Raw genomic sequence first — 2237 nt, forward strand, 5'->3', positions numbered from 1 at the left:
CTCCGGCGCGGTGTTCCTGCTCGGTGACTTCAATGCCTACACGCAAGAAGACCCGATCCAGGTGCTCCGCGACGCGGGGTACGTCGACCTGGCCGGCGACACCGGGAAGTACACGTACTCGTACGACGGTCAGTCGGGCTCGCTCGATCACGTGCTGGCATCGCCGGCGGCGCGGGAGCTCGTCACCGGCACGGACGTCTGGAACATCAACGCCGGTGAGGCGCTCGCGCTGGAGTACAGCCGCTACAACGCCAACGTGCGCACCCTCTACGACGCCTCTCCCTATCGCTCGAGCGACCACGACCCCGTGGTCGTGGGCATCGACCTGTCGGGGACGACCGAGCTCAACCTGCTGAACATCAACGACTTCCACGGGCGCATCGACGCCAACACGGTCACCTTCGCCGGCACGATCGAGCAGCTGCGCGCCGAGAAGGGCGATGACCGCTCGCTCTTCCTCTCCAACGGCGACAACATCGGCGCCTCGCTGTTCGCCTCGGCGAACGCCCAAGACGCCCCCACGATCGACGTTCTCAACGCGCTCGAGGCGGCGGCATCCGGAGTCGGAAACCACGAGTTCGACAAGGGCATCGACGATCTCACCGGTCGTGTCACCGAGCGCGCGGCATTCCCCTACCTCGGGGCGAACGTCTACCGCGACGGCCAGCCGGTGCTCCCCGGGTACGAGATCGTCGAGGTGAACGGTCTCCGGGTCGGCGTCGTCGGCGCGGTCACCGAGGAGACCGCCTCGCTCGTCAGCCCTGAGGGAATCGAGGGCATCGAGTTCCGCGAGCCGGTCGCCGAGGTGAACCGCGTGGTGGCAGAGATCCGCGATCAGGTCGACGTCCTCGTGGCGGAGTACCACGAGGGCGCCCTGCAGGGAGAGACGTCGGGAGGCACCCTCGATGACGCCCTCGCGCGTGGCGGAGCGTTCGCGCGCATCGTCACGGAGACGGATGCCGACGTCGACGCGATCTTCACCGGTCACACCCACGAGGAGTACGCGTGGGACGCGCCGATTCCGGGGTCCGACGGAACGCGTCCCATCCTGCAGACCGGCAACTACGGCGAGAACATCGGACAGGTCGTCCTGACGATCGACCGCGCGAGCCGCGACGTCATCGGCCACGAGGCCCGCAACGTCCCGCGGCTCTCGGCCGAGGAGGTCGAGGGTGACGACGAGCAGACCTCCGAGAACAGCAAGGCTCTGGATGCCGAGCTCATCGCGACCTACCCCCGCGTCGCCGAGGTCGCCGACATCGTCGATCGCGCCCTCGCCGAGGCCGAGCGGGTCGGTTCGCAGCCGGTCGGGTCGGTGTCGGCGGACATCACGACGGCATTCCGGGGTGGCGCGTACGTCGACGGTGTCTACCAGGGCGGTGAGCGCGACGATCGCTCGAAGCAGTCGGCGCTCGGCAACCTCGTGGCCGACGCCCTGCACGACACGCTCGCCGACCCCGTGCGCGGTGACGCCGACCTCGCGGTGGTGAACCCGGGCGGTCTGCGCGCGGAGCTGCTGCGCGGCGACGACGGCGTGATCACCTTCGCCGAGGCCAATGCCGTGCTGCCGTTCGTGAACAACCTCGGAACCACGAGCCTCACCGGCGACCAGCTGCGTCGTCTGTTGGAGCAGCAGTGGGGCGACGCGGCCGGTCGTGCCGCGACACTCTCGCTGAGCGTGTCCGAGAACGTGCGTTACACCTACGACGCCACGCGCGCGCCCGGCGAGCGCATCACCGGCATCTGGATCGACGGGATGCCGGTCGACCCGGCCGCGTCGTACCGGGTGGGCTCCTTCAGCTTCCTGCTCTCGGGAGGCGACGCCTTCACGGTGTTCGACGAGGGAACCGATTCGCGCGACTCCGGTCTGATCGACCGGGACGGCTGGATCGCGTACCTCACGTCCCACCCCGACCTCGCTCCCGACTTCACCGCGCGGGGCGTCCAGGTGACGGGTGCGCCGACCGAGGCGGCCCGCGGGACCGAGGCCGCGTTCACCGTGTCGGGCCTCGACCTCACCTCCCTCGGCAGTCCCGCGGCCACCGAAGCCAGCGTCACCGTCGGCTCAGGAGAGTCGCGAACGGTCGCCGTGCGCGACGGCGTCGCCGAGGTTGCGGTTGCCGTTCCTGCGGACGCGCCCGACGCGCTCGACATCACCGTTTCGACGGCCTCCGGCTCCACCGCCACGGTTCCCCTGCGCGTGGTCGGGGGCGCCGAGGTGCCGGCCGCTCCCGGCG

At 70.0% G+C, this 2237-nt stretch carries 1 protein-coding gene; it reads left to right on the top strand.

All coding sequences use genetic code 11. The features are described 5' to 3' along the window. The coding region (locus P2P98_RS09090) for a 5'-nucleotidase C-terminal domain-containing protein (protein ID WP_275799343.1) at positions 1 to 2237 on the top strand (2237 nt) is incomplete at both ends.

The organism is Microbacterium sp. Kw_RZR3, from assembly GCF_029222405.1.
Lineage (GTDB): Bacteria > Actinomycetota > Actinomycetes > Actinomycetales > Microbacteriaceae > Microbacterium.